Source organism: Tahibacter harae, assembly GCF_024437735.1.
In the GTDB taxonomy this organism is placed as follows: Bacteria; Pseudomonadota; Gammaproteobacteria; order Xanthomonadales; family Rhodanobacteraceae; genus Tahibacter; species Tahibacter harae.
Genome location: NZ_JANFQO010000002.1, coordinates 263,501 through 289,303 on the forward strand (window position 1 = coordinate 263,501; position 25,803 = coordinate 289,303).

Consider the following 25,803-nt stretch of genomic DNA (forward strand, 5'->3'; position numbering starts at 1 on the left):
GCGCGTTGCCTGGAATTTGCGTTTCGTCCCGGCAGGCAGGCGCAGGCCCGGCGCCGCGTGGTTGAGTTGCGACCTTCCCTAGAGCACCAGATGGCTGCCGCCCTGCCCCTCCGCGGCCAGCGCGACCGCGGCCATGACGGCGCGGTGGCTGTCCTGCCGCAGCAGCAGGGCGGCCTGTGTTTCTATGGTTGCGTTGGCGAACAGGTGAGACAGGTCCAGCGTCACGCCGAACTCCGCCTCCAGCCCCGCCCCCAGGCGCATCAGCAGCAGCGAATCCCCGCCGAGGGCGAAGAAATCGTCGCGTACGCCGATACCGTCGCGGCGCAACACGGCGCTCCACTGCGCGGCCACGCGCCGTTCCTCCGGCGTGCGCGGCGCGACGTATTCGCTGCGCCGGCCGTGGGCAATGTCCGGCTGCGGCAGCGCGTTGCGATCGAGCTTGCCGTTGGGCGTCAGCGGCAGCTCGGTCAATTGCACGAACAGCGCGGGCAGCATGTAGCCCGGCAGTTGCGCGGCAAGGAGCTGGTTCACCGACTCCACCAGATCGCGCCAGCGCTCGCCGGCGCCGGGCTGGCACGGCACGAGGTAGGCGACCAGCGTCTTGCCCGCCTCGCCCACGTCCTCGCGCGCGAGCACCGCACAGCCGGCGATCTGCGGATGGCGCGCGAGGCAGCTTTCGATCTCGCCCAGCTCGACCCGGAAACCGCGAATCTTGACCTGGCTGTCCGCACGACCGAGGTAACGCAGCTCGCCGTCGGCGGCGAAGCGCACCAGGTCGCCGGTGCGGTAAACGCGCTCGCCCGCATGCCGGTTGAAGACGAATTTTTCCTGCGTCAGCGCCGGCTGGTTCAGATAGCCGCGCGCCAACCCGGCGCCGCCGATACACAGTTCGCCGGCCAGGCCGGTAGGCAGCGGATTGCCAGCACCGTCCAGCACATAGGCGCGGGTATTGGCAATGGGCCGGCCTATGGATTCGGCGCCGCCGCACCGGCGCAGCACGAAGGTGGAATAGGTCGTGTCTTCCGACGGACCGTACAGGTCGTAAACCTTCGCCGCGCGGGTGCCGGCGTACAGCGCCTCGACCAATTCCTGGCGCAGCAGTTCGCCGGCCAGATTGATACAGCGCACCGACGCCGGGATCGCGCCAGCCTGCAACAGCGAGCGTGCGGCAGAAGGCACCGTATTGAGCAGCGAGACTTCTTCCGCCACGCCGTCACGCAGGGCGAGCACGTTGTCGGCCAGCACCACGCAGCCGCCGGCCGCCAGCGGCACGAACAGCTCGAAGATCGACAGATCGAAGCAGATCGAGGTGCCGGCCAGCACGGCGCGCAACTCGTCCTCGGCATAGACCGTCAGAGCCCACTGCACAAAGGCCGAGGCATTACCGTGTTCGATCAGCACGCCCTTGGGCCGGCCGGTGGAGCCCGAGGTGTAAATCACGTAGGCGAGATTGCCCGGCGCCGCCCTGGTCGGCGGCGGCGGCGCCGCAACCGGCACATCCTCCCGCGCGAGAAATTCCGCTACATCGATGCAGGCATGGCCGCTCGCGCCCAGCGCTGCGCGGCCGGCGGCATCGACCAGCACGATGCCGACCCGGGAATCCTCCAGGATGTACTGCACGCGCGCCGGCGGATAGGCCGGATCCACCGGTACATAGGCCGCGCCGGCCTTCAGCACTGCCAGCAGCGCGACCAGCAGCTCCGGCGTGCGGCCATGACAGACGCCGACGAAGCCATCCGGGCCGGCGCCGGCGGCGACCAGCTGCTGCGCCAGGCGACTGGCCTGTGCGTCCAGTTCGGCATAGCTCAGGCGGCGCCCGCCGCAGACCAGCGCGGTGCGCTGCGGCGTGCGCCCAGCCTGACGCTCGAAGAATTCGTGCAGGCAGATGTCCTGCAGCGGCAACGCGGTGCCGTTCCACTGCTGCGACTGCTGCAGCCATTCGCCGGGCGCGAGCAGGTCGCAGGTATCGATGGTCTGCGCTGCATCCGCCGCCGCCTGCCGCAGCAGGCCATGCACGCGCGCCAGCGTGCGCTCGGCCTCGCCGGCGTCGAAGTAGTCGGGGCGATAGTCCAGATGCAGCACCACATCCTGGCCGTCGCCGTATTCGCACAGCACGAAGGTCAGCGGCACCTTCTCGTGCTGGTGCTGCAGATAGTGGGTTTCGGTGGCGCGGCCGTCGACGCTGAGCTGGAAATCCAGCTTCTGGTAGTTGAAGGCAAGCTGGTGGAACTGTCCGCCCGCCGCGGCGATCTGATCGCGCAGGCCACGCAGCAGGTCGCCGAATGGGAAGCGGCTGTGGCGGAAATCGCGCTTCTGCGTCTGGGCAATACCCTGCACCAGGGCGAGGAAAGTGACATCGGCCGCCGCGCGCAGGCGCAGTGGATTGACGTTGACCAGGGAGCCGATGATGTCCTTCTCGGCCGCGCCGCGGCGGTTATGTACCGGCGAGCAGATGACCAGATCTTCATTTCCGCTGGTGCGCGAGAAATAGACATACAGCGCGGCATAGAACACCGATACCACATGCGCGCCGGCGCGCCGGGCCAGGGCCTGCAGCGCCTGGAACAGCTCGGGCGCGAGCACCAGGCTGGTGCGCTGGCTGCGCGGCACGGCGCCGGCCGCGCCCTGCGGCGCGAACAGCGCCGGGGGCACGCTGTCGAACTGCTGCAGCCAGTAGCCGCGGCTATCTGCGGCCGCGCCGCTGCCGGCGTAGCCGGCCTGCGCGCGCATGTAGTCGACGAAGGAAGGACTGGCCGGCAGGGCCGGTTCGGCGCTTGCATCGGCGTCGGCCAGGGCGGCGTACAGGCCGAGGAATCGCCGCATCTGCAGGGCGAAGCCCCAGCCGTCCATGATCAGGTGGTGCGCCTTGGCGTAGTACCAGTATTCCTGCGCACCGATCTTGAGCAGCGCGTCCTGGAACACCGCGGCGCCGAGATCGGCGAAGGGCTGTTCGAACTGCGCGCGGATCCAGTCCAGCGCGAACGCCGCCGGCGCAGCTTCGCCGCTGCAGTCGATCAGCGCCAGCGCCGGCGGTGCCGCTTCCGACAGCCAGGGCCGGCAGGCGCCGCCGCTCTCGTGGAAGCGCAGGCGGTAGGCGTCGTTGCCGCGCAGCAGCCATTCGCGCGCGCGGCGGAAGCGGTCCTGGTCGATGGCGCAGAAATATTTCTGGTAGCCGCCGATGTTGTTGACGACTCCGCCGAAGAGCTTGCCTTCGAGGTAGATGTCGCGCTGCGTCGATGTCAGTTCCAGCATGGCGGTTTCCACTTCCACAAGTTCCCCGGCGAACTGCGACACTGGGTCGCATCCCTGCCGGTGGCGGTTGAGCGTAGGCTCGGTGCGCATCGCAAGGGTCCTGACGCCTGCCGCTGCGGTTGCGAAGGCCAGAACGGCCCCTCCGGGATGAAAGCGGCCCGGCCCTGCAGACAGCGGTAGCGGCGCAAGCGACCTAGGCGGCGGGCAGCTTCTTCAGCAACAGCGAGGAGATCGTGTCGTCGGTGCTGCCGGTGACGATGCGTGCGTCCTCGATGGAGAACCGTTCCAGGATCTCGTGCGTGACCAGGGTGGGTTCGTAGATGACGCTGCGCAGACCGAACGAAGTCCGGCAGATGATTTCGCAGCTGTCCTTGGCGGAACTATGGATATTCTCCAGAATTAGTTGCTTGGGCTTGGCCAGCAGCGCGACGATAATCACGTCGTATTCGGAGACGTTGTAGCTGCGCGAGTCCTCGTGGATGATGCCGATGGAACCGGACAGTCCCAGCTTGTCGATCAGCTCGCGCGAGCGTTCGACCGCGTCCAGCGACACGTCCAGGCCGTCGACCGGGATGCCGAGGTTGCGATGCAGCCAGATCGCACTGATCGGGAACGGCCCGGAACCTATGAAGAGCGCGCGGCGCGGGTTCTTGCCGCGCAGCAGCGAGGTTTCGCGCTGCAGCAGGCGCTGGAAGCGCTTGTTCAGGCGGTAGTCGTGCAGCGAACTGGCGCTGCCGCTGCACAGGCGCTTGGCGAAGATCTGTTCCAACGCGGTTTCCCAGGAACAATAGGCGTCGTTGAGCAGCTTCAGGCTGTCGCGGTCGTGCTTGACGCTGAAGGCCAGCTCGTCGGCTTCGCGGGCGAAAAAGATGCGCGATTCGATGTTCTCAATGAGCGGATCCAGGATCGCGAAATTATGTCGGGGGCTGTCGATCAGCCCGCGATTGCTGCGGATGAACTCCGCCGCCTTGTCGACATGCGCGTGGAACGGCGACTTGCAGTGCAGGATGTGCTCCAGTTTCGCCTGCGGCGAATCGCCGCCGTCGAGCACCTCGTCGAGGCTGCCTGCTTCCCACATATCAGCGTGCACTCCGTATCTCCTTCTGCATACCTGCCATCATTGGCTTGTGTGGCTATTCGCCAACGCGGCAACAGCCCGTAAGTGGTTCACCGGCCGCCGCGGCGGCCGATCCCTGTCGCAACCGGGTCATCCGGACCCCGCCGTGCTCCGCCCTGTACAGGGGCGGCCCCTCGCTGCGCCCTGCCCGGAAGCCGGCCGGGGCGCGGGACGCTCCCGGACCTTTCCCGCCTCTCCGACACGGGCAAGTTGCCCAGCCACATGTGTAACGACGGACAACGGCAAAGTGTTACAAAATCCACTGAACTATTTTTCTGCGCCGCCTCAGCCGTGCGGAACCCCTCCTGCTACAGACTGATTTCGCTGATGACGTAGCTCTGGTCGCCATCACCCTGGGCGATCGCATTGGCATCGCGCGCCTGTACCACTGCCCTGCCCGCTTCCGGCACGCCGGCGCTCATGCGCACGAGCAAGCCGGCCTGCGGCGCCTTGCCGCTCAACTCCAGCAGCAGCTGCCTGCCGTCGCAGGATTCGCCGCGGCAGACGAACGCCTTGTAGTCGCCCGCCTCGGAGAAGCGTTCCTTGTATTCCACGCGCTGGCCGTCCATCTCGATGGCCTTGAGTCCGGCGCTGCGCGGCAGCAGCAGCACCACACTCTGCACGTCGGCACCGGCATCGATGCGCGCGGTGAGCCTGCGGCCTTCGCCCTGCGCTTCCTCGGTCAGCAGCGTGAGCTTCGCCGGCGCCAGTGCCGCCGCAGCGACCGGCGCGGCATGAAAGCGCATGCCGACCCAGGGCAGTACCTTTTCCAGCGCCGCCTGCGGGCCCAGCGCCTGGCGTACTGCGGCGGGCGGCATGCGGTATTCGGTACCGGCCAACAGGCGGGCAGTGCCGGCCTGATCCTGCACATAGACCACGTTGACCGCCTGCGGGCTGCGCGGACCGTAGGCCGGCGCAAGGATCGAGGCGACCGCGCTGACGATCACGACGGCGGCTGCGGCAAGGCTGAGGTAGCGCAGGCGGCGCGAACCGTCGCCATCGACGGCCAGCGGCGCGATGAAGGTCGCCGCCAGAGCGACGAACGCCGCCATGCCGAGCACGCCGGCCAGGGCCCTGAAGCCGATCATGATCTCGACCAGGAAAACGGTCGGGAAGACCACGATGAAGGCAGCCAGGGCCGGAACCCAGAACAGCGCAGACAGGCCGGCAGCGCGCGCGCCGCCATCGAGGTGCGGCACGACCAGCGCGGCGATCACGAGCACAGACGAGGGCAGAATGAACAGGTAGCTCAGGCCTGGCAGGGTCAGCGCCGACACCACGCCCATCACCAGCCAGGCCAGCGCCAGGCCAACCCAGAAGCCCAGCGGGTTCGCACGCCGGGCGAGCAGGCGGCCGCACAGGAAAACAGCCAGCAACACTGCGCTCCACAGCAGCACGCGATTGGCCAGGACCGAACTGTGCCAGGTGGTGAGGCTGCCGTTGACCAGCGACAGCAGCCAGATCAGCAGGTACGCCGCGCCGGCACCAGCCAGCAGCGACAGCGGGAAGCTCAGAAAGCCGCGCAACGCGCTGCCGGCGGTGTAGCCGTAGCGCCGCTTGAGGCGCCAGCTTGCGAACACGAACGCAAGCAGCAGCACCGCGGCGATGGGCAGGGTGGATGAAACCGGCCAGTGCAGCAAGGTCAGGCCGAGAATATCGGTGTAGACGCGGTTGCCGGCGGGCTGCTGCGACAGGTCCGCGTTGCGCAACGCCTGCACCAGGCCGTAGACGTTGTCGCCGTGCTGCTGCACGCTGCCGGGGTTGAGTTCCTGCAGATTGTCCCTGGGCGTGTGGTAGTAGGGCAGCTGCTCGCCATGGGCGAAATTCAGGCCCTGCAGTCCACGCGCCTTGAACACCGTCAGGTCGGTATCGTTGGGCATCAGCCGGTAGACTTCGTACAGCAGCGAATTGGTCAGCGGTCGGCGCGCGGTGGACGCCAGCGCATCGACCAGCCAGCCGCTGCTGTCGCCGGTCTCGAACATCACGCTCTGGCCGGAGGTACCGCGCGCCTCGATGTTGATGGCCAGGGCGATGTCCCTGGCCAGCGGATGGCGCGCGGCGAAGGCATCGGCACCGAGCAGCGCGATCTCCTCGCCTTCGTTGAACAACAGCACGACGGAATTCTTCCCGGCCGGCGCCTGCTTGAGCAGACGCGCGATCTCCAGCAGCGCCGCGACGGCCGAACCGGCGTCGCTGGCGCCGGGACCGGCAGCGACGGAATCGTAGTGCGCCGACAGCAGTATCGCCTTGCCCTTGGCGCTGCCTTCATGCACCGCGACGAGGTTGCGTACGCGCGCGCAGGTAAGCAGGCCATAGCTGCGGCAGGAAGTTGTGTCCTGCACATCGACTGTATAGCCCAGTCCCTGCAGGGTTTCGCTGATGCGCTGCTGCACTGCGCGATTGGCGCTGCTGTCGACCGGATGCGGCCGTTGATCGCCGAGCAGCCTGCCCAGCACCTGCACGGCGCGGCCGGCGGAAAACACCTCGGCTGGCGCATCGGCACCCAGCGGCGTCACCGGATCCAGCCGCCAGCGGACCAACGCGGCGGCGAGTACCAGCAGGACGATCACCGCAAGCAGGGTGCGGCCGAACCAGGATTTATTCTGCAGCATCTCGGACATCTATACCTACCCCTGATTCCTTTCGGGCTGCGGCCGCAGCTTGCGCCCGCAGCGGCTGTGTTGTTCAGGATGCCAATGGCCGGATGAAACCTGCCGGCGCCGGGCCCCGGACGGCGCCGCGGCGATGTGGAGCTTTCTACGCGGGCAGCGGCTCATGGCCTGAGATCGCGCAGACGGATGCAACGGCCGCATGCGCAGCGCGGCGCGACGGGTGCAAAACGCCCGCGCAACAGCGTGGCCGCACGCTCCATCGCCCTGCCTGTCGCAGGGCCAGCCCGCCGATGATCGCAATAATCCATTACGCAGATCTTTCCCTTTCCGCAATCCGTTGCGTTCGGGCGCCGCGACGCAGACAGATCCGGGACGGCAGCCCACACGCAGGCAAGCCGCATCCCTTCACATCGCGCCGGCGCGAGCGAACAGCATGAATTTCCATTACTTGGAACTACCCGAAAACCGGCTGCCCCCCTGGACTTGCCGGCTTCCCGCGCAGACTCCGCGATCGACAGTGAACCTGTAACACCGGTTCGCTTGAAAACGGAACGAGCCGCGAGCTGTAGGTGCTGGGCAATTGGGATAGTAGTCGCAAACAGGTCACCCGCGTCAAGCATTTTGATATTAACTCTATATATACATTTCCTGATTTAGACAGCCGGCAATTGACTATATTTTGTTCAATGCGGCACGGCATGGAACGCACTTTCAGTTTCTGAAACTCAATTGCAATCGACTGATTACCCGAAACTTTTCCATGAAAAAATTCGACCGTTGATTTATCTGGCGGATTTTCTGAAAAGATTTTTTTCTCGTCCGGCAATCCGACGCCTCGCGCAGACGACGCAGCGAAAGGCTTGACAAGCTGCCGCAACGACGTCGTACACGGGCCTCGCCCCACTGAAGACGACATCCGATGCGCATTGCTGTCAGCACGCAGGAAGAAAATCGTGTAGTGCAATAATCGATTAAAAAATATCGGGAATACCGCGGCACCCGGCGGCCACACCGCGCGCGCTGCGGCTTCCCGCACGCGGATACAGCCGGCAGCCGGCGCTGCGCCGCACGCGGCGCGCAAGCCTCACGCGATCATCGCGGGAAAATTTCCGCGGACGCCGGGACCAGCCGTTCGCGCCTTCTTCGCACGCGCCAGTACGGACCCACGGCGGCGACCATGCAGGCCGGCGCCGCTGCGCAACCCTTGCAACGCGGCAAGGGGATCACGCCGCAGGAAGCGTCCGCCCGCATACTGCCGCGCTCCGCGGCGGCGGCCGGCCGCACCAGCCACCGTCAGGCGCGCCGGAACGGCAGCGGCAGCGCGCTCCGGCCGTGCGCACCGCCTGCCGCCGCATCTGGCGGGCACGAGGCGCGCCGACTGTGCGACAATCGCCGGTCCACATACCCATCGAGGACCTGCTCATGAAGACCGCCCGCGCCCGCCGCCGCAAAGCCCGCCTCCGCAGCGCCCTGCAGAGCCGCGCCAAGCGCTGAGCTTCCAGCACCAGCGATTCCCCCGCCCCGAGCCTGTGCCGGGGCGGTTTCCTGTACAGACGGATTCTCCGGACCGGCCGCACCAGCGGCCTTTTTTGCGTGCGCTGTCACGCACGGCACGGTGCAGGACGGCCAGCAGCACGTCACGCTGACGCATTACCCATCCGCACACCGCCCCACCGCGGCGCACGCGCCCAAGCGCAGGTGCCCGCCCAGCGGCCGCGCAGTCCCGAAAAGCAGTCGCCTGTCACCGCCGGCAGCCCGGCTTCAGGTATCGTTGCCGCGCACCGCCACGCCGCCGGGGGCCCCGGCAGGCACGCGGCACCGATCGATACAGGGGCAGCCATGGCAACACGGGCATCCGGCGCCGCGCCGCAACGTTGGTTCGTGAGCGGGGATTTCAACGGCTTCTTCGGCCTGGTCGTTGACAACCTCACCATACTCAGCTTCATCGCCGCGGCACTGATCGGCATTTTCGGTTTCCCCGCCGATGTCGTATTCCAGCGCATGTTCCCCGGCACCGCATTGGGCGTGCTGATCGGCAACCTGATCTATACCGCGATGGCACGGCGGCTGGCCGCGCGCAGCGGCCGCGAGGACGTGACAGCGATGCCGCTGGGCCTGGACGCGCCGACCTCGATCGGCATGGCCCTGCTGGTGCTGGGGCCGTCCTTCCTCGCCGGCAAGGCCGCGGGACTGGACGCACAGGCCGCGGCAATCGCGACCTGGCAGCTGGGCATGGCTTCGCTGGTGGTGATGGGCGTATGGAAATTCCTGCTCGCCTTCACCGGCGACTGGGTCACGCGCGTGCTGCCGCGGGCAGCGCTGCTCGGCTCCATCGCCGGCATCGCGCTGGTGCTGATGGGGTTGTTCCCGCTGATCGAGGCGCTGCGCGCGCCGGTCGCGGGCTTCGTCACCCTGGGACTGCTGCTGTATGTGCTGGTGGCCAAGGGCCGGCTGCCGCTGCGCCTGCCCGGCGTGCCGCTGGTGTTCCTGTTCGGCACGGCGCTGTATTACGGGCTGGGCCTGGCCGGTCTCGGTGCTCCGGGTTTCCAGCTGCCGGCGGCGGTGCACTGGCAGCCTGCCCTGCCCTGGCCCAACCTCGGTTTCATCGACGGCCTGCCGGCTACCCTGCCGTATCTGCCGCTGCTATTGCCTTTCGGCCTGCTGATGGTGGTCGGCGGCATCAATGTCAGCGAGAGCGCGCGCGCCGCCGGGGATGATTACTCCACGCGCGACATCCTGCTGACCGAGGCGCTGTCCACTCTCGTCGCCGGCTTCTGCGGCGGCGTGGCGCAGACCACGCCGTATATCGGCCAGCCGGCCTACAAGCATATGGGCGCACGTCATGGCTATACCCTGCTCACCGGCCTGTTCATCGGCCTGGGCGGCATGCTGGGCGTGGTTTCCAGCCTGGTGCAGTGGCTGCCGCTGGCGGTGCTCGCGCCCATCATCGTCTACGTCGCCATCGACATCACTACCCAGGCTTTCGAGGCCACGCCGCGGCAGCACGCGGCGGCGATGGTGCTGGGCTTCCTGCCCTCGGTGGCCTACATGCTGTCCATCAAGCTGGGCAATCCCGCCTGGATTTCTCCGGAAAAATTCAACGAACTCGCCACTACGCTGGATGGCCATGGCCTGCCCGAACTGGCGGTGATCAAGACCCTGGGCAATGGCTTCATCATCACCGCCATGCTGTGGACAGCGGCGGTGGCGGCGATGATCGACGCGCGCCTGCGCCGCGCTGCGCTGATTCTTCTGGTCGCCGCGGGCTTCACCCTGTTCGGCGTCATCCATTCGGTGGATGCGCGCGGCGGCCTGCATCTGCCCTGGCAGCTGAGCGGACTGGCCCAGACCATCAACCTGCAATTCAGTGCGGCCTATGCGGTGCTGGCCGCGCTGCTGGCCCTGCTATCGCTGCAGCGGCAGGAGGCTGCGCGGCCCTGAGTGGCGGCGCCCAGGCACCGCACCCGCCAGTTCAACGGCGCAGGGATTCGATCAGCGACTCACGCAGTCCGTCGCGCGCGCCAAGCGGATCAGTGGGATCGCGCAGCGCGGCGATGTCTTCGGCGCGCTGCTGCACGCTGGCCAGGGACTGCGGGTGCGAAACGATATAGAAGCGGCCCTCGTCGATGGCCTCGAAGGTCATGCGCGCCACATCGGCCGCGCTGACCTTGCCCGAGGTGACCGCCTTCTCGATCATCGCATGAGCGACGCGCTGCGATTGCGTGGCCGAGCGGTCGTTGGCCCGGCTGGCCGGGCGGTTGCGGTGCGAGGCATGGATGCCGGTGGGTACGTAGTAAGGACACAGCACCGAGCAGCGCACCTGCTGCGTCACCAGCGCCAGGTCGTGATGCAGGGTCTCGCTGAGCGAAACCACCGCATGCTTGCTCGCGTTATAGACGCCCGTCAGCGGCGGATTGATCAGGCCGGCCATGGACGCGGTATTCACCACATGGCCGCGATAGGCCGGATCGGCCTGCGCCGCTTCCAGCATGCGCGGCACGAAGGCGCGCACGCCGTGGATCACGCCCCAGAGATTCACGCCCAGGGTCCATTCCCAGTCGCGCCGGGTGTTTTCCCAGATCAGCCCGCCGCAGCCGACGCCGGCGTTGTTGAACACCGTATGCACCACGCCGTAGCGCTGCTGCGCGGTGACCGCCAGCGCCTCGACCTGGTCGCCGTCGGCCACGTCGACGACCTGGGTCACGGCCTCGGCGCCGAGTTCCTGCACATCGACCAGCGTGGCATTGAGCGCGTCGCGCTGGATATCGGCCAGCACCAGGCGCATGCCGCGGCGGGCGGCGAGCAGCGCGAATTCGCGGCCGAAGCCCATGCCCGCGCCGGTAATGACGGCGACCTTGCCTTGCGAATCGTTGCTGCTCATACCGTGGTATTTCCTCCGTGCGCGGCCAGGATCTGGCCAGGAATGTGCTTGCCGGCAGAGCGAACCGCTGCGGGACGATATGGCGATTGCAGATCGCCCGCAGCGGTGCGCCGCTTATAATTTGTCCATTAATTCACTAATTACTCCAGCGCCGCGCATTCCGCCGGCCGGCATCGCCATGGATCTGTCCGATGCCCGGCTTTATCGCGACGCAACAAGTTTCGTACAGCGGAACTAAATTTCGCGATACGAACCCACTCTAGCCAGCACCGGTACGCCGATCAAGTCCGAGATGTGCGCAGAAACAGGCACTGGCAGCGGCTGTACGCTCTTGCACCCACGACACGGCCACGCCTAGCATTTCGCCAATACCGCCACACAAGTTCCGCCTGACGGAATTCGTTCTCACCTCACCCCGGAGCCCCGCATGGACTTCAGCTACAGCGCCAAGGTCGAAGGCCTGCGCCGCGAACTGACCGCGTTCTTCGATGAATTCATCCATCCTGCCGAAGCGCGCCATGCCGCCGAGGCTCAGGCCCAGCGCACCGCAGGCAATCCCTGGCAGGCCAGCGCCGTGGTCGAGGAACTCAAGCAGAAAGCGCGCGAGCGCGGCTGGTGGAACCTGTTCCTGCCGCGCTCGGCGCACGCGCCGCAGGGCCTTAGCAATCTGGAATATGCGCCCCTGTGCGAAATCATGGGCCGGGTGCCCTGGTCGGCCGAGGTATTCAACTGCTCGGCGCCGGATACCGGCAACATGGAAGTGCTGGAGCGCTACGGCACACCGGCGCAGCAGGCGCGCTGGCTGGCGCCGCTGCTGGCCGGCGAGATCCGCTCGGCCTTCCTGATGACCGAGCCGGATGTCGCCTCCTCCGACGCGACCAATATCCAGTGTTCCATCCGCCGCGATGGCGACAGCTATGTGATCAACGGACGCAAGTGGTTTTCCTCCGGCGCCGGCGATCCGCGCTGCGCGGTGTACATCGTCATGGGCAAGACCGACGTGGATGCGCCCGCGCACCGGCAGCAGTCCATGCTGCTGGTGCCGGCCGATACGCCCGGCATACACGTGCGCCGGCCCTGCAGCGTTTTCGGCTACGACGACGCGCCGCACGGCCATATGGACATAGACCTGATCGACGTGCGCGTGCCGGCGGAAAACATCCTGCTCGGCGAAGGCCGCGGCTTCGAGATCGCCCAGGGCCGCCTGGGCCCGGGCCGCATCCATCACTGCATGCGCAGCATAGGCTTGGCCGAGGCCGCGCTGGAACTGCTGTGCCGCCGCGTCAGCAGCCGCGTCGCCTTCGGCCGGCCGCTGGCGGAGTATTCGATCTGGCACGAACGCATCGCCGAGGCGCGCTGCCTGATCGAGCAGGCACGCCTGCTCACGCTCAAGGCCGCCGACGCCATGGACAAGGTCGGCAACAAGGCCGCGCGCAGCGAGATCGCGATGATCAAGGTGGTGGCGCCGAACATGGCCGTGCAGATCATCGACTGGGCCATACAGGCCCATGGCGCGGCCGGCGTCAGCGCCGATTTCCCGCTGGCCGCGGCCTATGCCGGCGCACGCTCGCTGCGCCTGGCCGACGGCCCGGACGAAGTGCACCGCGCAACCATCGCCAAGCTGGAACTCGCGCGCTACGCCGCGCGCGCGGCGGACTGAGGCGATGGGCAATCCGCGCCGCGCCAGCGACACCTTCAGCCGCGGCATCGACACCGCGCACCCGCAGTTCGTCAGCGCGGTGGCGCGCGCGTTTTCCGTGCTGCGCTGTTTCGAGCACGGCGAACCGTATCTGGGCAACCAGGACATCGCGCGCCGCACCGGCCTGCCCAAGGCGACGGTGTCGCGCCTCACCTTCACCCTGGCGGCACTGGGGTATCTGAGCTATTCCGCCGAACACGAGAAATACGCCCTGGGCACGGCCGTGCTCAGCCTGGGCCACGCCTTCATGAAGAACAACGACGTGGTCAGCCTGGCCCGGCCGCTGATGCGCGAACTGGCCGCACAGACCCAGGCCGCGGTGATGCTCGGCGCCGCCGACGGCCTGCGCATGGTGCTGCTGGAAATCTGCCAGGGCGATGCCACCTTCGCGCTGCAATTGCAGCCCGGCGCGCGCGTACCGCACGGGTCCACCGCGCTGGGCCGCGCCGACCTGGCTGCGCGTCCCCAGGCCGTGTTCGATTCGCGCCTGGCCGAACTGCAGCGCGACTGCGAACCCGCCGCCTGGCCGCGCATCCACGCCGGCCTGCTGCGCGCACGCGCCGACTACGAAAACTACGGCTTCTGTTTTTCCCTGGGCGACTGGAACCCCGACGTGTTCGCCGTCGGCGTGGCCATGGTCTCGGCCGACCGCAGCCGTGTACTCGCCTTCAATTGCAGCGGCCGCGTCGGGCTGATGACGCGAGAGAAACTGCTGCACGAGATCGGTCCGAAACTGGTGGCGCTGCGCAACAGCGTGTTCACGCTGACGCAGGGACGGTTCTGAGCGGCAAAGGCTTCGACAAAGGAGGCGGTCGACGAAACGAACCTCGCCGCACAGCGCAGCCGGCAACGCCCGCGCGCGGCACGGCGATCCCGCGGCGCCGCCGCAGATGGATTCGCGCGATGCTGCCGGCGCGAACCAGCGCATGACGACGCGAAGCGTTGTCCGATACGCGGAAACGATGCACGCCTGTGCGGTGCGGCACGCCCACGCAGCAACCGCTGCGATCCACCGCCGCCGCGCGCGTCCGCGCTAGTATCGCCACCATCGCTACGCTGCGGGCAGAAACCATGGACGACGTCGGTGCGCAACAGCTGTTCGGCCTGATCGCTGCACTGGGCGGCGGCCTGCTGGTCGGCGTGGGACGCGAGCGCGAGAAGGCGGCCAGGCCCGAGCGCGAACCCGCCGGCGTGCGCAGCTTCACCGTCGCCGCCCTGGCCGGCGCCGTGGCCATGCTGCTGGGTCCCGTTGCCCTGGCCGTCGCCGGCGCCGGCGTGATCGCGATGGTGGTGACCTCGTACTGGCACAGCGTGGAACACGATCCGGGCGTGGTCACCGAACTGGCCCTGCTCGCCACCTTCCTGCTGGGCGCCCTGGCGCAGAACAGTCCGCAGTTCGCTGCCGGCCTGTTCGTCGGCCTGGCCGTGGTGCTGCAGAGCAAGACCGTGCTGCACCGCTTCACCCGTCAGGTGCTCAGCGAACGCGAACTCAACGACGCGCTGCTGCTGGCCGCCTCGGCCCTGATCGTGCTGCCGCTGCTGCCGGACCGGGCCGTCGATCCCTGGGCCGTGCTCAATCCGCGCAAGCTGTGGCTGTACGTGGTGCTGGTCATGAGCATCAACGCGCTGGGCTACATCGCCCTGCGCATCCTCGGCAGCGGCCGCGGCCTGGCCCTGGCCGGCCTGCTGGGCGGCTTCGTCTCCAGCGCGGCGACCATCGCCGGCATGGGCCAGCGCGCCAATGCGGATGCGCGTCTGCTGCCGGGCTGCGTCGCGGCCGGGCTGCTGTCCTGCGTCGCCACCGTGGTGCAGCTGGCCGCCATCCTGTTCGCGATCGCCCCGCCCCTGCTGCAGCGCCTGGCCTGGCCGCTGGCCGCAGCCGGCGTGGCGGCAATGCTGGTGGCGGCCTGGTTCGTGTGGCGCGGCCGCGGCCAGGACGGAACCGGCGACCAGGCCGTGCAGGGCCGGCCGTTTGAACTGCGCCAGGCGCTGCTCTTCGCCGCGGTGATCGCCGGCGCGCTGATCCTGTCGCGCGTGCTGCAGCATTTCATCGGCGACGGCGGCGTGCTGGCCGCGGCCGCCGCGGCCGGGCTGGCCGACGTGCATGCGGCGGCGATCTCGCTGGGCCAGTTGGTCGGCACCGGCAATATCGCCGCCCATGAAGCCGCATGGGCGCTGGCCGCCGCGTTCACCACCAATTCCCTGGTCAAATGCTTCGCCGCCGGCGCAGCCGGCCGCGCCTACGCGCTGCCGGTGGTGCTGGGCGTGGCGCTGATCAATGCCGCGCTGGTGCTGGCGGTGGTGCTGATGCCGGCGGCGGGCTGAATCGGCAGAGCCGCAGCGGCGGCGGCGGCCTGCATAACGGGCACGGCTCAAACCATTCCGGCGGTCGCCGCGTGATTTGTTGCATCATCGACGATCGTGCTCCGGCGGAAACGAACGCCGGGCGTGCCAAAGTTTCCTCCGGGAGTCCGTATGCCAAGCCTGCTGCAATGGTTCGAGGACTGGCGCCGCCGCCGCTTCGCCCGCCGCCTCATCGCCGAACTCGCCGGCGCCGGAATGCCGGGCTGGCGCCTGGACGAAGCCGAGGACCAGCTGGTCCACCCTTCGTCCCTGCAAGTCAATCTGGGCAACATCCGCAAGGAGTACCACAACGCCGGCTTTGCCCAGCGGCGCCAGCTGCTGCGGAAATACATCGCCATTGCACGCCAGCTGGAAGTCCGTCCGCAGAAACTGTGGCCGCTGGCCGCGCCGCGGATCTATCCGGTGGTGCGCTCGGCCTACCTCGCCGCCCTGTTCGAACTGGAATTGCGCAGCACAGGGAAAACGCCGCGCGCGGAGCTGAGCTGGCCGCTGGCCGGCGACCTCTGCGTGCAGCTGGTCTACGATTTCGGCGAGCACCTGAGCTATGTCGACCGCGAACTGGCCGGGACCTGGGGACAGTCCGACGCACAACTGCGCGAGACTGCGCTGGCCAATCTGGCCACCCTGCCGCGTGCGAGCTGGGTGCAGCGCGACGACGGCGTATACCAGCTCGCGTCCGAGGCCTCGTACGAAGAATCGCTGATGCTGCTGCCGCGCGTCATTGCGGCGCTGCCGTTCGCCGACCCGGTCTGCATCGCCAGCAATCGCGGCGTGCTGCTGGCCGCCGACGGCGCATCGCCGCGGGCGATGCTGGCCCTGATTGCCGCGGCGGCCGAAGCGCGCGAGACCCTGCCCTGGCCGCTGTCCTTCCTGCCCTGCCGGCGCCGCGGCGAGGAATGGCAGGCCCTGGATGCCGCGGACCCGGCGCTGCCTCCGCCCGTGGGCGAAGCCCTGGGCAACCTGCGCCGGCAGGCCCTGATCGGTTGCTACGCCAGCCAGAAGCCGCTGCTGGACGCCCTGCACGAACACACCGGCGAGGACGTCTTCGTGGCCAACATGCAGCTGCTGGAGCTGCGCGAACAGCCCGGGCAGCAGCAGAGCTGGTGCGTCTGGACGCGCGGCGTGCCCACCCTGCTGCCGCAGACCGACCTGGTCGCGCTGAACCGGGATGCGGACGGCGCCGGGAACGATTTCGTGCTGGTGTCCCGGGACAAGCTCGCTCCCCTGCTGCAGCAGTACGGAACGACGCCGCCGCTGCTGCCGCCGCGCGTGCGGGTCACTGGATTTCCCGACGACGAGCAATGGCAGGCGCTGCAGGCATTGCGCTGGAATGGCTGAAATGCCAGGCCGCCGATGCTGCAACAGGCCCGCGCCCGCCACGCCCCGCAACTCCTGGTCATTTTTAAACAGATGAGCAAAATACACATTGCACCTATCGAGGACATCGCCGGTCTCGCCGAAGTCCGCGTGCTGTTCGAGGAATACGCCGCCAGCCTCGGCATCGACCTGGATTTCCAGGGCTTCCCGCAGGAACTCGCCGGCCTGCCCGGCGCCTATGCCGCTCCCGGCGGCACGCTGCTGCTGGCGCGGCTGGACGGCGCGGCCGTGGGCTGCGTCGCGGTGCGGCCGCTGCAGCAGCCGGCGGTGGCCGAACTCAAGCGCCTGTACGTGCGCGAGGCCGGCCGCGGTCACGGACTGGGCCTGGCACTGAGCGAAGCGGCCATCGCCTTCGCCCGCGGCGCCGGCTATGCCAGCCTGCGCCTGGATACCCTGCCCGACATGCACGCCGCGCGCCGCCTTTATGCCGGCCTGGGTTTCCGCGAGATCGCGCCGTACCGGCATAACCCGGTCGCGGGCACGTCCTATCTGGAACTGGACCTGCGCGCGGCGCCCGCGCCTAAGCCGGGCTGAGGAAACGCGCCGCCGCCTCGGCCAGATGCCGGAAAACGACCGCGACGCGGCGGACCTTGCGCAGGCTCTCCGGCATCGCCAGCCACAGTTCCCGCTCGAAACCGAAGCCGTCCTGCAGCACCGGCACCAGCCCGTGGCGCCGCGCGATCGGCGCGTGGCAGGGGCCTATGCCCAGGCCGGCCTTCACCGCCGCGAGCTGAGCGAGATGGCTGTCGGCGCGCAGTCCGGCCTGCCCCTGGGTGCCGGGATGGCCGTGCGCCGCCAGCACGGCCAGGTCCTTTGCGGCGCGGTCCGGAATAATCAGCGGCCACTCGCCCAGCGCCGCCAGCACCGGCGGCGCGCCCAGGCGTCCGATCAGCGCCGGCGCGGCGTACAGGCCGATCCGGCTGCTGCCCACGCGCCGGGCGATCAGGGCCTCGTGTTCGGGGCGCGCGCTGCGCAGGGCGATATCGGCCTCGTGCTCGATCAGGTCTTCCAGCCGGTCCGACAGCGACAGCTCCAGCTCCAGGGCGGCATGGCGTTCGCGCAGGGGCGCCAGCAGCAGCGGCAGCAACTCCACGCCGAGCAGTTCGCTGCTGGTCACGCGCACGCGGCCGGCCAGGGCCGCGGCATCGGCACTGGCACCGCGCTGGAACGCCAGCGCGGCGCGTTCCATCGCTTCCAGGTGCGGGCGCAGCTCCAGCGCCTGCTGGGTCGGCACGACCGCGGCAGCGCTGCGGTTGAACAGGACCAGGCCCAGGGCCGCCTCCAGCGCTTCGATGCGGCGCCGCACCGTGGGCTGGCTCAGCGCCAGCGCGCGCGCCGCACCCAGCAGGCTGCCCTCGCGCAGTACGGCGAGCAAGGTGCGCTGATCGTCCCAGTCGGGGCTGCTCATACTGATCAAATCTGTCTAGTCACCCGACGGAGACCGATAATTTCATTTCACCGGCCCGCCCGGCAACATCGCGGCCTTCCCACCGAGCGACCACCATGCGCCCCATCATCAACCTTGCCGATACCGAACCCGCCCCGCTGCCGCCGCCCTACGCCCCGACTGGCGCCGCCGCCGAACACTACGCCCCGCGCGTAGCCCGGCTGGGCAGCCTGCTCGGCAGCCACCGGCTCGGTGCCAATCTGGTCGCGCTGGCGCCGGGCAAGCGCGCTTTTCCGTTCCATTCGCACCGCGCCAGCGACGAGGTCTTCTACGTGCTGGAAGGCGCCGGCGAACTGCGCCACGGCGAACACACGTATCCAATCCGCGCCGGCGATTTCATCGCCTGTCCCGCGGGCGGGCCGGAGACGGCGCACCAGATCCATAACTCGGGCAGCGTCGAGCTGCGCTACCTGGCCATAGGCACGAATGCTTCGCCGGATATCGTCGAATACCCGGACACGCAGCAGTTCCGCGCGCAGGCCGGCGTGCCGGGCGAGGCAGGCTTCGAGTTCCTGGGACGGCTGGACCGGCGCGGCGATTACTGGGCGCTGGCGGAGGAAAGCTGAACCGGCCAATGCAAGCCGCCCGGCCTGGGGCGGTACAACGCGCCGATCGGCCCGCCTCCCAGCTTGAATTATCCGCCGAAAATTCAACGCGGCCCGCGAACGTCAAGCCAGTCGCACCTTGCTTAAATCCCGCCTCACAACCGCCCTGCTCCCGGAGCGCGTCCTGCGCCTGGGAGCGGGCGCCTGTCGAACGTGAATCAGACAGCGCGCAGCTGCATCCCCACCCAGCGCAGGATATCCGCCGCCGGCATCGCGCCGGACTGCCGCGCGATCTCGCGGCCGCCCACGAACAGCGCCAGCGTGGGAATGCTGCGGATATTGAAGCGCGCGCCCAGGCCGGGTTCGGCTTCGGTATCGACCTTGGCCGCATGCACGCGCGGCTCCAGCTCGCGCGCGGCGGCGGCATAGGCCGGCGCCATGCTCAGGCAGGGCCCGCACCAAGGCGCCCAGAAATCCACCAGCAAAGGCAATTGCGCGCGGCCGGCGTGGACGTCGAAATTCGCCTGGGTCAGCGCGAACGGCGCGCCGCTGAACAGGGGCTGCTTGCACTGGCCGCAGGCCGGCCGGTCGGCCAGGCGCTGCGCCGGAAGGCGGTTGAGCTTGTGGCAGTGCGGACAGGCGATCAGCAGGGCGTCGGCGGTGGCGGTCATGGGGAACCTGGAGGACGGAAGATGGCGGCAATGCTGCAGAACCAGGTGTAGGCGCGCGCAGGCAGTTCAAGCCGGCCTGGCCGCAGCTTTGCGCCGCGCCGGCGGCGCGGCCACGCGGCCGGACAGCAGCAGTTCCACCGCCAGCGCGGCGTCGGCCAGGTCCACGCGCTGGTCGCTGATGGCCTCGGCATAGAGGAAGGATTCGCACAGGCGCACGACCAGATAGGCCAGCGTATTCGCCTCTATCGGCAGTTGCAGCGCGCCGCGCGCGGCTTCGGATTCCAGCAGCTCGCGCACGCGGGCGATGGCGCGCGCCTGTACCGGGCCCTGCTTGGAGGTGAGCAGGCGCAGCGCCTGTTCCGTGTCCTCGCGCAGGAAGCGGCGCAGCGGCGCGGAACGCACGATGGAGCGCATGGCGCTGGCGCAGATTGCGCCGACCCGGGCCGGACCGTGGCCCTGGCCGCGCTGCGCCGCCGCGGCGCGGCGCATCTGCGCATCGCACTGGGCCCAGAGGATTTCCCCCAGCAGCGCGTCGCGGCTGCCCACCCAGCGGAACGCGGTGGCGCGGCCTATGCCCAGCTCGGCCGCCAGCGCGCCCACGTCGATGCGCCCGCCCTGGCGCCAGCGCCGCTGGGCCAGCCCGAACAGATCCAGCGGGCCGGCGCGCGGCGCCGGGGCGGCGGCCAGGGCCTGGGCCAGGCGGGTGGACTTGCGGGCGGATGCGGACGGCATGGCCGGATCATAGTCAGCGGCGCCGATTGACGCCAGATGAGTCATTGCAGTATCAATGACTCATTCCCGACCACGGCGCCGCGCCATGCAGACCAGCCAGATCATCGACCGCCGCCACCTCGATTTCCTGCTGCACGATGTGCTCGACGTGACTGCGCTGTGCCGCTATCCGCGCTTCGCCGAGCACGGCCGCGAGACCTTCACCGCCGCGCTGGACCTGGCCCAGCAGATCGCGCTGGAAAAATTCCTGCCGCACAACCGCAAGGGCGACCTGGTCGAGCCGCAGATGATCGACGGCAAGGTGCAGTTGATCGCCGAGATCGGCGAGGCCGTGAGTGCCTTCTGCGAGGCTGGCTTCATGGCGGCACTGGCCGACGGCGGCCGCGGCGGCATGCAGCTGCCCTTCGTCGTCACCGCCGCCTGCGACGGCCTGTTCTGCACCGCCAATCCCGGCACCATCGCCTACCCCACCCTGGCCCGCGCCGCGGCCAACCTGCTGGAGGTCTACGCCAGCGAGGAACAGAAGCGGCTGTACATGCAGCCCATCCTCGACGGGCGCTATTTCGGCACCATGTGCCTGTCCGAGCCCCAGGCCGGCTCGTCCCTGGCCGACCTGAAGACCAGCGCGCGCCTCCAGGCCGACGGCAGCTACCGCATCAGCGGTGCGAAAATGTGGATCTCCGCCGGCGACCACGAGCTGGGCGAGAACATCGTCCACCTGGTGCTGGCACGCATCGAAGGCGCGCCGGCCGGCGTGCGCGGCATCAGCCTGTTCATCGTGCCGCGCTGGCGCGTCAATGCCGACGGCACGCGCGGCGCGCGCAACGACGTGCGCCTGGCCGGGCTGAACCACAAGATGGGCCAGCGCGCCAGCGTCAACACGTTCCTCAAGTTCGGCGAGAACGGCGACTGCGCCGGCTATCTGGTCGGCCAGCCCCACCAGGGCCTGGCGCAGATGTTCCACATGATGAACGAGGAACGCATAGGCGTAGGCCTGAGCGCGATACAGCAGGCCGCGGCCAGCTACCAGTACGCGCTGGCCTATGCGCGCGAGCGCCGCCAGGGCCGCCATCCGGACCAGAAAGACCCGGCCACGCCGGCCGTCGCCCTGGTCGAGCATGCGGATGTGCGGCGCATGCTGCTGCAGCAGAAATGCTATGCCGAAGGCGGCCAGATGCTGGCCTACGACGCCGCCGTGCTGGTCGACCGCCAGCACGACCCGGATGCGGCCGTGCGCGAACAGAGCCACCTGCTGCTGGAACTGTTGACGCCCATCGTCAAAGCCTGGAATTCCGACTACGCCCTGCGCGCCAATGATCTGGCGATACAGGTGTTCGGCGGCTACGGCTATACCCGCGACTATCCGGTGGAGCAGTGCTACCGCGACAACCGCATCAACCCCATCCACGAAGGCACCAACGGCATACAGGCGCTGGACCTGCTCGGCCGCAAGGCCCTGCTCGACAACGGCGAGGCCCTGCGCATACTGCTGCAGCGCATCGCGGCAACCTGTGCCGAAGCCGCCGCGGATGCGGAACTCGCCGGCCTGGCCGTGCAATTGAGCGATGCCGCAAACCTGGTGCGCGACACCACCCAGGCCGCCGCCAAACGCATGGCAGCCGGTGCAGTGCGCGAGGTACTGGCCAATGCGGCGCACTACCTGCACCTGCTGGGCCATGTCGTCGTCGCCTGGGGCTGGCTGCGCATGGCCCTGGCCGCACGCCGCGCATTGGCCGCCGGCGGCGATGCCGATTTCCACACGGGCAAGGTACAGGCCTGCCGCTTCTTCTTCGCCACCGAATTGCCGCAGGTCGCGCTGTCGGCGCGGCTGGTGGCCGGGGCGGATGACAGTGCGTATGCGATGCGGGACAGCTGGTTCTGAAGCGGCGATTGCCGCCGTCCTGCGTTCGCATCCGCACAAAACGCTGTTTCAATACTGCTTTCCAGCGGGCGCATCCGGACACGCCAGAGCGCCCTGCTCCCCGGCCTTGCTTCTTCAGCTCATGAAGCAAGGTGCGAATCCCCTGCGCATACGCGGCCACGCCGTCCGGCCCGGCCATGCAACAGCCCGGCGCATGCAGTTGCAATGCCCGCGCGCAGGCATTGCAACCGCGACAAAGCCGGCGCCATGCTTGCCGCTTGCCGCCAATCACCCGGAGAGCTGCCATGAACCGCAAGACCAGCGCCGATTTCGCCCCGGAAGTCCTGCAGCATTTCGATGCCTATGTGCATGGCGCGCTCAGCCGCCGCGGCTTTCTTGTTGCGATCGCGCAGTACGCCACCGGAGCGCTGACAGCCGAGCTGATACTGCAGCAGCTGAGTCCGCAGTTCGCCGCCGCGCAGCAGATCAAGCCCGACGATGGCCGCCTGAAAGCCGTGCGCACGGAATTCCCCTCGCCCGCGGGCAACGGCAAGGTGCAGGGCTATCTCGTCGAAACGGCCAAGCCGAAAACCAAATCCAGGCCCGGCGCGGTGCTGGTGATCCACGAGAACCGCGGCCTGAATCCGCATATCGAGGACATTGCGCGCCGCCTCGCGCTGGAAGGCTTTCTCGTATTCGCGCCGGACGCGCTCGCCCCGCTCGGCGGCTATCCCGGCGACGAGGACAAGGCGCGCGAACTGTTCGGCCAGCTGGACCAGACCAGGACCCGCGCCGACCTGGTCGCCGCCGCCAAGGGCCTGGCCGCCCTGCCGCAGGGCAACGGCAAGCTCGGCGTGGTGGGTTTCTGCTACGGCGGCGGCATGACGAATTACCTCGCCACCCAGCTGCCGGAACTCGATGCCGCCGTGCCCTTCTACGGCCCGGCGCCGGACCTCAAGGACGTGGCTGCGATCAAGGCCCCGCTACTGCTGCAGTTCGCCGAGAAGGACGACCGCGTCAACGCGACCTGGCCGCCCTACGAGGCCGCGTTGAAAGAACACGGCAAGAAATTCCAGGCGTATACCTATGCCGGCACCCAGCACGGTTTCAACAACGACACCACGCCGCGCTACGACAAGGACGCGGCCAGGCTGGCCTGGGACAGGACGGTGGCGTTTTTCCGCGAGCAACTGGGCTGATCGGCCGTAACGCGCGCGCTGCAGCCGGGAGGATCCGTCAGGATCCTCCCGGCGCATCCGCCGTGCGGCTTTGGCGTTTGCCCGATGCCCGAACCGGCTTGCTCTCGGAAACGGCATCCACCAGCGCTCGCCACATCCCCCCAGCGATGCCGCGAAATACCCTCAAGCGCCGTGTCGAAATGCGGCGGCGGCACCGGCAAGATGCGCCTCGATTGCCGCAAGCGATGAAAAATACGGATTGCCCTCGATGACCGCGATGCCGCCAAGCCTCTCGCCCAGCGACGCCGCCGGGCCGGCAGCGGGCACCAGCCGATAGGCACCGCTGGCAACGAACAACCGGCCCTGCTGGTTTGGCGCGAGAAACTCGGGCTGCAGCGCCACACCGTAGCGATTCCAGAACAGCCACGTGCCGGCCTGCACATCGATGCCCTCGCAATAGGCCACGGCTGCGGCCTCCGTGGGGAAGACATGCAAGGATTTCTCGTCGGTTGCGACGGCAAAGATCATCTGGACCCATCTCCCGCGCAGCGGCCATCCGAACCGCGTCGCAGCATCATGGCACGGGGACTACGGCACCAGCGCGGCCTGACCGGGCGCTCCAGACATCAGGCCGCAAGCACACAGTGGGACTGCCCGCACGGATCATCGACGCCTTCGACCGCGCAGATCCACGCATCGGTCCCACCAGCAATCCCTCAGGACGGCAGCTCCGCCAATGTCTCCGGATGCTCCACCGTCTGCGGCCGCGCATCGTAGCCATGCTCGTCGTCGCTGCCGTGCGGCAGGCCTTTTCCGTGCAGCGCGGGCGGCGGAATCACTGCGCGCACCGGGCGGCCGCCGGGATCCACATGCAGTATGGTGCGGCGTGCGCTGCGCAGGCGCTGGCTGACGACCGGCGTAGCGCCGAAGAAATCGGCGATGGCCTGCGGACAGGCTTCGGCGACGGCACGGCGGCGGTCGCGGCCGCCATAGCGGCGCTGGTTGTAGGCCGACCAGAGGAACAGTGCGACGGCGCAGACCACGGCGGCGCGCATCAGGCCGGCCAGTGCCTCGGCGCCGTCCTGGGTGCTGGCCAGCACGACCTGGGCATAGGCCTGATCCAGCCCCAGGCACCAGGCGGCCAGGGTGATCAGCGGCAGCCACAGCGAGATCCAGGCCAGCCAGGCGAATGCGGTCAGGCTGGCGTAGAGGCTGCGCTGGGCCAGGCTCTGGCGCTCCGGCGCCGAGATGATCAGGCCGTCGCCGAAACCGGTCGCCGCCGCCGGCGCGTCGGCAATCATCACGCTGTCGTTCATCGTATTCCCCGGTCGGGACTGACCCATACCGCGCGCGTGCCGCGGCGCTTGAGCAGCGCCTTGGGCAGGGCCACCACCGAGGTCAGCATGCTCAGCGACCAGTAGGCGATCGGGTACCAGATCATCCAGTAGAAATTGCGGCCCACGCCGGGCTCGTAACGCCGGTCTATGGCCATGCTCAGGGCGAACTGGGCCAGGCAGGTCGCGCCCAGGATCACGCCGTGCCACTGCGGCAGCAGCGTGGGCACGCTCCATTGCGGCGGCAGCGTGAAGACCTGGCCCAGCAGCCAGAGCAGCACCAGGCCGGCCATGACATAGGCCCAGACCAGGCTGAGCAGGTATTCCACCAGCACCGGCCACATGCGCCGCGAACGCCAGTTGCGCGCCAGCGGCAGGGCGTAGCGCAGGATCACCTCCACTCCGCCCTGGGCCCAGCGCAGGCGCTGCCGCCACAGGCCCTTGAGTGTTTCCGGCATGAGAATCCAGCACATGGCATTGGGTTCGTACAGCACCGACCAGTGATCCAGCTGCAGGCGCCAGGTCAGGTCTATGTCCTCGGTAATCATGTCGGTGCTCCAGTAGCCCGCGCGGTGCAGCGCGGTCTTGCGGAAGGCGCCGATCACGCCGGAAACGCAGAACACCCGGCCGTAGACGCGCTGGGCGCGCTTGATCAGGCCGATGATGGAAGAGAACTCGCCGACCTGGAGCTTGCCCAGCAGCGTAGAACGGTTGCGTATGCGCGGATTGCCGGTGACCGCGCCCACGCGCGGCTGGCTCAGCAGGTGATGCATCATCCAGCGCGTGGCATAGCGGTCGAGCAAGGCGTCGCCGTCAATGCAGATCAGGTATTCCGCATTCGACGCCAGCGCCGCCATGCGCAGGCCCATGGACTTGCCCTGGTTGCTGGCGAAATGGATGACGCGCAGTTGCGGATACTCCTGCAGCAGCGCGTCCAGCTGTTCGCCGGTATCGTCGCGGGAGCCATCGTTGACGGCGATGATCTCGATATTCGGATAGTCCTGCTGCGCCAGGTAGCGGATGGTCTCGCGCACGTTCTCGCCCTCGTTGTGGCAGGGCACGATCAGGCTGACCAGCGGATACGCCGGCAATTGCGGCGGCTGGTCGCGGCGCGGATGGCCGCGCTCCCAGCGCAGGTAGTAGAGGATGCCGCCGCTGATCCAGATATAGGACATCAGCAGCGGATAGAAGAAGGCAAAGCCCAGCAGCAGCGGCAGCAAGGGGGTGCTCATG

At 68.4% G+C, this 25,803-nt stretch carries 19 protein-coding genes; 9 read left to right on the top strand and 10 right to left on the bottom strand.

Annotated elements, in window-relative coordinates:
* Positions 1–78: 78 nt before the first annotated feature.
* From NM961_RS02690 to NM961_RS02700, 3 genes are all read right to left on the bottom strand, one after another.
* The gene (locus NM961_RS02690; protein WP_255910989.1) at positions 79–3,294 is read right to left on the bottom strand and encodes a non-ribosomal peptide synthetase; all 3,216 of its coding nucleotides are present in this window, start codon (positions 3,292–3,294) and stop codon (positions 79–81) included.
* A 151-nt stretch (positions 3,295–3,445) separates the two neighbouring features.
* Positions 3,446–4,342, bottom strand: coding sequence for a nicotianamine synthase family protein (locus NM961_RS02695; protein WP_255910991.1), 897 nt, complete (start codon positions 4,340–4,342; stop codon positions 3,446–3,448).
* A gap of 335 nt (positions 4,343–4,677) precedes the next feature.
* Positions 4,678–6,990: a M28 family peptidase gene (locus NM961_RS02700; RefSeq protein WP_255910993.1), complete on the bottom strand. Its 2,313-nt coding sequence runs from the start codon at positions 6,988–6,990 to the stop codon at positions 4,678–4,680.
* Between the two features lie 1,830 nt (positions 6,991–8,820).
* Here NM961_RS02700 and NM961_RS02705 point away from each other — a divergent pair.
* Positions 8,821–10,422: a hypothetical protein gene (locus NM961_RS02705; protein WP_255910995.1), complete on the top strand. Its 1,602-nt coding sequence runs from the start codon at positions 8,821–8,823 to the stop codon at positions 10,420–10,422.
* A 31-nt stretch (positions 10,423–10,453) separates the two neighbouring features.
* Here the strand turns inward: NM961_RS02705 and NM961_RS02710 are convergent, their stop codons facing one another.
* A complete protein-coding gene (locus NM961_RS02710; RefSeq protein ID WP_255910997.1) occupies positions 10,454–11,362 on the bottom strand; it encodes an SDR family oxidoreductase in 909 nt (302 codons plus the stop codon).
* A gap of 427 nt (positions 11,363–11,789) precedes the next feature.
* On the opposite strand from NM961_RS02710, the gene NM961_RS02715 reads away from it, so the two are divergent.
* The 5 genes from NM961_RS02715 (at position 11,790) to NM961_RS02735 (ending at position 17,336) form a co-directional block, all read left to right on the top strand.
* Complete coding sequence (locus NM961_RS02715) at positions 11,790–13,022, top strand: acyl-CoA dehydrogenase family protein (protein WP_255911000.1); 1,233 nt, start codon at positions 11,790–11,792, stop codon at positions 13,020–13,022.
* A 4-nt stretch (positions 13,023–13,026) separates the two neighbouring features.
* A complete protein-coding gene (locus NM961_RS02720; protein ID WP_255911002.1) occupies positions 13,027–13,845 on the top strand; it encodes an IclR family transcriptional regulator in 819 nt (272 codons plus the stop codon).
* 287 nt (positions 13,846–14,132) lie between these two features.
* Positions 14,133–15,386 carry an MgtC/SapB family protein gene (locus tag NM961_RS02725; RefSeq protein WP_255911004.1) on the top strand — a complete coding sequence of 418 codons (1,254 nt, stop codon included), beginning with the start codon at positions 14,133–14,135 and terminating at the stop codon, positions 15,384–15,386.
* Positions 15,387–15,536: 150 nt separating this feature from the next.
* Positions 15,537–16,763, top strand: a complete 1,227-nt coding sequence (locus tag NM961_RS02730; RefSeq protein WP_255911005.1) for a DUF1444 domain-containing protein — start codon at positions 15,537–15,539, stop codon at positions 16,761–16,763.
* Positions 16,764–16,835: 72 nt separating this feature from the next.
* On the top strand, positions 16,836–17,336 hold the full coding sequence (locus NM961_RS02735) for a GNAT family N-acetyltransferase (RefSeq protein ID WP_255911006.1): 501 nt from the start codon (positions 16,836–16,838) through the stop codon (positions 17,334–17,336).
* On the opposite strand, the gene NM961_RS02740 is transcribed toward NM961_RS02735, so the two are convergent.
* Complete coding sequence (locus tag NM961_RS02740; RefSeq protein WP_255911007.1) at positions 17,323–18,210, bottom strand: LysR family transcriptional regulator; 888 nt, start codon at positions 18,208–18,210, stop codon at positions 17,323–17,325. The genes NM961_RS02735 and NM961_RS02740 overlap by 14 nt on opposite strands.
* Before the next feature lie 95 nt (positions 18,211–18,305).
* On the opposite strand from NM961_RS02740, the gene NM961_RS02745 reads away from it, so the two are divergent.
* Complete coding sequence (locus NM961_RS02745; RefSeq protein WP_255911009.1) at positions 18,306–18,815, top strand: cupin domain-containing protein; 510 nt, start codon at positions 18,306–18,308, stop codon at positions 18,813–18,815.
* Positions 18,816–19,012: 197 nt separating this feature from the next.
* Here NM961_RS02745 and trxC read toward each other — a convergent pair whose 3' ends face one another.
* Together trxC and NM961_RS02755 are read right to left on the bottom strand one after the other, a co-directional pair.
* Positions 19,013–19,465 (bottom strand): thioredoxin TrxC, encoded by a 453-nt coding sequence (gene trxC / locus NM961_RS02750; RefSeq protein ID WP_255911011.1) that lies wholly within the window; start codon positions 19,463–19,465, stop codon positions 19,013–19,015.
* A gap of 66 nt (positions 19,466–19,531) precedes the next feature.
* The gene (locus NM961_RS02755) at positions 19,532–20,197 is read right to left on the bottom strand and encodes a QsdR family transcriptional regulator (RefSeq protein WP_255911013.1); all 666 of its coding nucleotides are present in this window, start codon (positions 20,195–20,197) and stop codon (positions 19,532–19,534) included.
* An 85-nt stretch (positions 20,198–20,282) separates the two neighbouring features.
* Between NM961_RS02755 and NM961_RS02760 the strand changes: the two genes are divergently transcribed.
* On the top strand, positions 20,283–22,079 hold the full coding sequence (locus tag NM961_RS02760; protein ID WP_255911015.1) for an acyl-CoA dehydrogenase: 1,797 nt from the start codon (positions 20,283–20,285) through the stop codon (positions 22,077–22,079).
* Positions 22,080–22,363: 284 nt separating this feature from the next.
* Positions 22,364–23,257, top strand: a complete 894-nt coding sequence (locus NM961_RS02765; protein ID WP_255911017.1) for a dienelactone hydrolase family protein — start codon at positions 22,364–22,366, stop codon at positions 23,255–23,257.
* Between the two features lie 162 nt (positions 23,258–23,419).
* Here the strand turns inward: NM961_RS02765 and NM961_RS02770 are convergent, their stop codons facing one another.
* The 3 genes from NM961_RS02770 to pgaC form a co-directional block, all read right to left on the bottom strand.
* Positions 23,420–23,764 (bottom strand): hypothetical protein, encoded by a 345-nt coding sequence (locus tag NM961_RS02770; protein WP_255911019.1) that lies wholly within the window; start codon positions 23,762–23,764, stop codon positions 23,420–23,422.
* A 188-nt stretch (positions 23,765–23,952) separates the two neighbouring features.
* Positions 23,953–24,552: a poly-beta-1,6-N-acetyl-D-glucosamine biosynthesis protein PgaD gene (gene pgaD / locus NM961_RS02775; RefSeq protein ID WP_255911021.1), complete on the bottom strand. Its 600-nt coding sequence runs from the start codon at positions 24,550–24,552 to the stop codon at positions 23,953–23,955.
* Positions 24,549–25,802, bottom strand: a complete 1,254-nt coding sequence (gene pgaC, locus NM961_RS02780; RefSeq protein ID WP_255911023.1) for a poly-beta-1,6-N-acetyl-D-glucosamine synthase — start codon at positions 25,800–25,802, stop codon at positions 24,549–24,551. The genes pgaD and pgaC overlap by 4 nt, the downstream gene beginning before the upstream one ends.
* Position 25,803: the final 1 nt, after the last annotated feature.